Genomic DNA, 5027 nt, shown 5'->3' with positions numbered 1-5027 from the left:
CAACAGTTATGAGGATGGTCAGGAGTGCGCTCCTTATATTCAACCAAGGGGTTGAAATCCTCACCAAGCGGTTATTTCGGGTATTGCAACCCTATTTCATGCCTGAACGTCTCGCACTTGTAAAGATCAAGTAACATAACACAGACAAACTGCATCGATCATGACTCAAATTTCTGCTAACTCTGATGTTCCGAGTATGGGACGTCGCCAATTTATGAATCTGCTGACCTTTGGTTCAGCAACCGGGGTGGCCCTAGGTGCGCTGTATCCCTTCGTCAAATATTTTATTCCTCCTTCAACTGGGGGAGCAGGTGGCGGTGTGATCGCCAAAGATGCTTTGGGTAATGATGTGGTAGCCAGCCAATTTGTGGCTACTCATAATGTAGGCGATCGCGTCTTGGCTCAAGGTCTCAAAGGTGATCCTACCTACCTAGTGATTGAAAATGATGGCAACCTGGCTGAATATGGCTTGAATGCGGTCTGTACTCACCTAGGTTGTGTGGTTCCCTGGAACAGCAGCGAGAATAAATTTATCTGTCCCTGTCACGGTTCCCAGTATGATGCTACTGGTAAGGTAGTGCGTGGTCCGGCTCCCCTGTCCTTGGCGCTGGTTCACACCGAAGTTGTGGACGACAAAGTAAGTTTCATTCCCTGGACTGAAACTGATTTCCGCACCAATGAAGCTCCCTGGTGGGCTTAATTGAGACTCAGGGGGGGATGGATAATATCTATCCCCAATCTGTGATCTAATGATAATTTACATTTTGAGAGAGATAGAACATTCCGATGTCAAACACTGACCGATTCGCAATTCTGCGTCGTGGCATTGGGGCAACTTTGCGGGTGTTATTAGTTGCAGTGGCAACCGCAGGGCTGTTCCTAGCCGGGGATTTGGTATTACCCCAAAGTGCTGCGGCTTATCCTTTCTGGGCTCAGGAAACTGCCCCAGAAACTCCTAGAGAAGCTACAGGCCGTATTGTTTGTGCTAACTGCCACTTGGCTGCTAAACCTACAGAAGTAGAGGTTCCCCAGTCTGTCTTACCTGATACTGTGTTTAAGGCTGTGGTGAAAATCCCCTATGATACTAATTTACAGCAGGTGTTGGGTGATGGTAGCAAAGGCGCTCTGAATGTGGGAGCGGTGTTGATGCTTCCAGAAGGCTTTAAAATTGCTCCTGCCGATCGCATTCCTGAAGAGATGGCCGAAGAAGTCGGTGGTCTTTACTTCCAACCCTACAGTGCTGATCAAGAAAATGTGGTGATTGTTGGTCCAATTCCTGGCGATCAATACCAAGAAATTGTCTTCCCGGTTCTGTCTCCAGACCCAGCTACTGATAAGTCTATCCACTTTGGTAAATATGCCATCTACGCTGGCGGAAACCGGGGTCGCGGTCAACTGTACCCGGCCGGTAATGCCAGCAATAACACGGTTTATAAAGCCTCTGTGGGTGGAACTATCACCGAAATTACTCAGGAAGAGTATGTTGGCTACCAGGTCACTATCACTACTGCTGAGGGCGATTCTGTGGTGGAAACTGTGCCTCCTGGTCCTGAGTTGATTGTTTCTGAGGGTCAACCTGTGGCGGCTGGTGATTCATTAACCAATAATCCTAATGTGGGTGGCTTTGGTCAAGATGATACTGAAATCGTACTCCAAAGTTCGACTCGGATTCAAGGTCTACTGGCATTTTTTGCCCTGGTGATGCTAACTCAGATTCTGTTAGTTCTCAAGAAAAAACAAGTGGAAAAAGTCCAAGCGGCTGAGATGAATTTCTAATTCTGGCTGTCCATTGGCTTCAACGTTGAAAGTCAGGGGGTAGGGTCTGATAATTAATAGTTGTTAATTGTGGATTCTGCCTCCGGCTTTCTCACTGGAAATTAAGCAAATTTATCAAGTTTTTACAAGTGGCGATCGCAACGGATACAATTAAAGCGGGAAAATTCGACTGGTTTTATCGGGAAATTAATCGGGAAGTTATCGATAAACCGCCTATATTATTTTTACATGGGTTAATTTCTCACGCGTTACAGTTGGACTGTAATTATGGAGGAAGTAGGCGAGAAAGGATACAAGTGCGATCGCACCCGACTGGCTGGGTTCTGGATATTCTGAGAAACCAGACAACAAGACAACCACGAGATTTTCCCTATACTCCAGATGCGTATATTCAATCCCCGCCAGAGTTTTTAAATGCTCTCCAATTAACTAAGTTTTATTTGGTGGTTCAAGGTTTCTTGGGTTCGGTGGGTTTACAGTATGCCCTGCGACACCCAGAACAAATTGAACGGCTGTTAATATTAAATACCCCCGTCTCAGGTGAGGGCAAAATTACCCTGGAAAATCAAACAGATGGCATTGCCTTTTATGGGTATATTAGGATGACTCAAGACCCGTTATTAGTCGATCGCACTCTGGAGGGGGGAAGCGGTTATGTGATTGAAGATAAGGAGCGAGATGTCTATCGCCGTCCGTTTCTCAAGTCCTCCTCTACGGGGCGGGCGCTCATGGCAACCATTAAGAACCTACAATTGAATTGGTCTATGGAAGAAATTGTCTCAGGCTTCCCCAAATGGTTGCATACCATAGAGATGATCTGGGGGACTGCTGACCCTTGGCTAGATCTGTCTATGGCGGAAAGTTTTGCCCTTGAAGAGGGGAGGGGCAGTATTGGTTAAACTAGATAAGGCTGGACATTATCCCCAAGACCATTGGCCCCAAGAAATCACCGAATCCCTACTGCTATTCCTGCGAAAAAAAGCACTCTGAACTCCTATGGTGACGCTTCGACCCCATGGCGGATCTAGTTTTGGGGTTGGGGAATACAGCTAATCGTCACCTCGTCCGTAGATTTTCTATATACTACTGTCCAATATGACTGAAACATCCCCGAATCCGAAATTTACACCCCCAATGGTCGAAAGTAATGTAGACCAACAAGCCTTGACGGGGCAACTTAGACGCAAAGAAGGCAGTTGGGTCGAGTGGGGTCAGGCCTGTGCTACTCTGCAAAAGTGCGGTAAAAATTCTGGCGAGATTTTTGAGGATACTGGTTTTGAACCTGTGCAACAAAATCAGGTAATTGTGGCTTCCCAGGTTTACCAGTCCATGGTTAAGGGGGAAACCTCCGAGAAGGTGCGATCGCATTTTTGGCAAAAAGGCAGCGATATCCTTTATGAACTTCGCATCCTCACCCAACCCCTGCGGGTGGCGGCGGCGGCGTTGATTCTGGAGTACAATTTAGATGCTGATGAGGCTAGAAATATCGCTAGAGCGCTGAAAGATTTTTCCCTGCTGCGGGGTATCGAGTCAGGATTTTCTACTGATGCGGGGGATATGGTGGCCTATTATTTCGCGAAATTGGCTCGCCAACAAAAGGATATTCAGGAGCGATCGCGCCTGATTGCTAAGGGTCTAAAATTTGTTAAATCTGCAGCGGCTAGAAGCGAGCTAGAACAGCTTTTAACTGATTTTACGGTTTCCTCTCTCAAAACTGCCCCTCGCCTGCCAGTTTATCGTTTAGAGGAATCTGAGGAACTTCCTTGTATTATGCCTGTGGTGGGGAGGTTACCCCTGAACAGGGAGGATTTGCAAGCTGTTCCTCTGTGTGAAGCGATCGAACCTTTTGGAATGATCAAATTTACGGGCTCAGGTGCGAGTCTGGCTTTACCAGGTTGGCAGGTAGTCCGAAATTCTGAGGACCCGGTGGTGATTTTATGCCCAAGCGATCAGCTTCCTACTCCTCTTCCTGGTTGTCAGGTTGAGGAAGTAGTTGCAGTCATTGATCGCGCCGCCAGGACATGGCAAGCAGACAGTTATTTTCTAGTGGAGGTTGAGGGTCAACTAGAATTGCAGTGGTTTGAGGAAAAACCAGAAGCGCCTCTGCTAGGCCGGGTAGTTCTGATTTTGCGTCCGAAACGGATTGTCGATGAAAATCAGATGACGGATATTTGGCAAGTTGAGGAGTAGGGCCCGTCAAACTCTTGCACCCAGAAATAGAGGCGATCGCGATCTAGCTATAGGATGTTAACGAGAACGACGCGATCGCATATTAGGGGGCAAAAAGTCAGCAGGTTCTTCCTCAATCCGATAAGGCCAGATATCAATAGGTTGAATTGAATAACGTTTCAACTCAGACCGACGATTAGATTGAGTCACCATCACCACTAAAGCGATCGCAAAAATACTACCACCCAAGACCACAGCCAGAATCACCCCCACCAGAAACCATAGCATAGCAGTTGGCAATCCATTGGAGCCAGAATTGCCTTGAGACAAGCGGTTTTGATCCAGAGTCAAATTACTAACCCGACGCTCCTGTTCTTGCAGTTGCATAGTCAGGCGTTCATTTTGCATTCGCTGCTGTTCAAGCTGAGTTGTAAGAGTTTCAATTTGAACCCGATGTCGCTCCAGTTGACTCGTTAGTTGGTCAATCTGAACCCGATGTCGTTCCAGTTGAGTAGTGATTTGTTGATTAGTCGTTTGTTGTCTTTCCCATTCTCGAAGTACATGAGACCCAGAACTTGAGGAATCAGAGGAACTAGGTGGGGGAGGTAAAGGAAAGGTGGGGATCGGAATCTGCCCATTGGGAAACGTCCCTAATGTTGACTCCGACACATTAGGCGGTGGCGGGAGAATTCCAGATGGGAAACTTGGGGGTGATGGTTCATCCTTTCCTAAAGACGATTGGTTACTCAAAAATAACCATGCGAATAGGAGTAGCATGGCTACCATTAAGGTAAACACACATCCCCATAAAAACCCCGTAGTCGGACTCATGCGTTTGGATTTCACACTTAGGCAGCTATAAGAGAATTCCAGGTTAAATCCTTTTCAACAGCCTAATGGCCTATCTAGGGTGATCAGTAGAAGAGAGACTTGCCATTGGACATCATGTACATCTCTGAATCTAACTGCTTACGAATCTAACCGAGTTGCATATTAACACGAAGCGTTTACCGTTGTCTTGGAATTGTATAGCACAAGACAGAAAAGTTAGGACGTATAATGGCAAGGATATCTACAGAAGA

5 protein-coding genes are annotated in these 5027 nt (G+C 46.8%); 4 read left to right on the top strand and 1 reads right to left on the bottom strand.

Features of this window, described 5'->3' with window-relative positions:
- Positions 1-160: 160 nt before the first annotated feature.
- The 4 genes from petC to P5674_RS23125 all read left to right on the top strand — a co-directional run bounded on the left by petC (position 161) and on the right by P5674_RS23125 (position 3966).
- Positions 161-700, top strand: a complete 540-nt coding sequence (gene petC / locus P5674_RS23140) for a cytochrome b6-f complex iron-sulfur subunit (RefSeq protein WP_006616506.1) — start codon at positions 161-163, stop codon at positions 698-700.
- Between the two features lie 86 nt (positions 701-786).
- Positions 787-1776, top strand: a complete 990-nt coding sequence (petA, locus tag P5674_RS23135; protein WP_006616507.1) for a cytochrome f — start codon at positions 787-789, stop codon at positions 1774-1776.
- A gap of 128 nt (positions 1777-1904) precedes the next feature.
- On the top strand, positions 1905-2675 hold the full coding sequence (locus tag P5674_RS23130; protein ID WP_315670322.1) for a hydrolase: 771 nt from the start codon (positions 1905-1907) through the stop codon (positions 2673-2675).
- A 196-nt stretch (positions 2676-2871) separates the two neighbouring features.
- Positions 2872-3966: a RuBisCO accumulation factor 1 gene (locus P5674_RS23125; RefSeq protein WP_315670321.1), complete on the top strand. Its 1095-nt coding sequence runs from the start codon at positions 2872-2874 to the stop codon at positions 3964-3966.
- A gap of 57 nt (positions 3967-4023) precedes the next feature.
- On the opposite strand, the gene P5674_RS23120 is transcribed toward P5674_RS23125, so the two are convergent.
- Positions 4024-4776: a hypothetical protein gene (locus P5674_RS23120; RefSeq protein WP_006616511.1), complete on the bottom strand. Its 753-nt coding sequence runs from the start codon at positions 4774-4776 to the stop codon at positions 4024-4026.
- Positions 4777-5027: the final 251 nt, after the last annotated feature.

Source organism: Limnospira sp. PMC 289.06, from assembly GCF_032350395.1.
Taxonomy (GTDB): domain Bacteria; phylum Cyanobacteriota; class Cyanobacteriia; order Cyanobacteriales; family Microcoleaceae; genus Limnospira; species Limnospira platensis.
This window is presented reverse-complemented; position numbering and strand designations above follow the sequence as displayed.

What these genes read in the sequence shown, in the direction of transcription:
- petC (WP_006616506.1), top strand. Translation starts at nt 161, where the DNA reads ATGACTCAAATTTCTGCTAACTCTGATGTTCCGAGTATGGGACGTCGC.
- petA (WP_006616507.1), top strand. Translation starts at nt 787, where the DNA reads ATGTCAAACACTGACCGATTCGCAATTCTGCGTCGTGGCATTGGGGCA.
- P5674_RS23125 (WP_315670321.1), top strand. Translation starts at nt 2,872, where the DNA reads ATGACTGAAACATCCCCGAATCCGAAATTTACACCCCCAATGGTCGAA.
- P5674_RS23120 (WP_006616511.1), bottom strand. Translation starts at nt 4,776, where the DNA reads ATGAGTCCGACTACGGGGTTTTTATGGGGATGTGTGTTTACCTTAATG.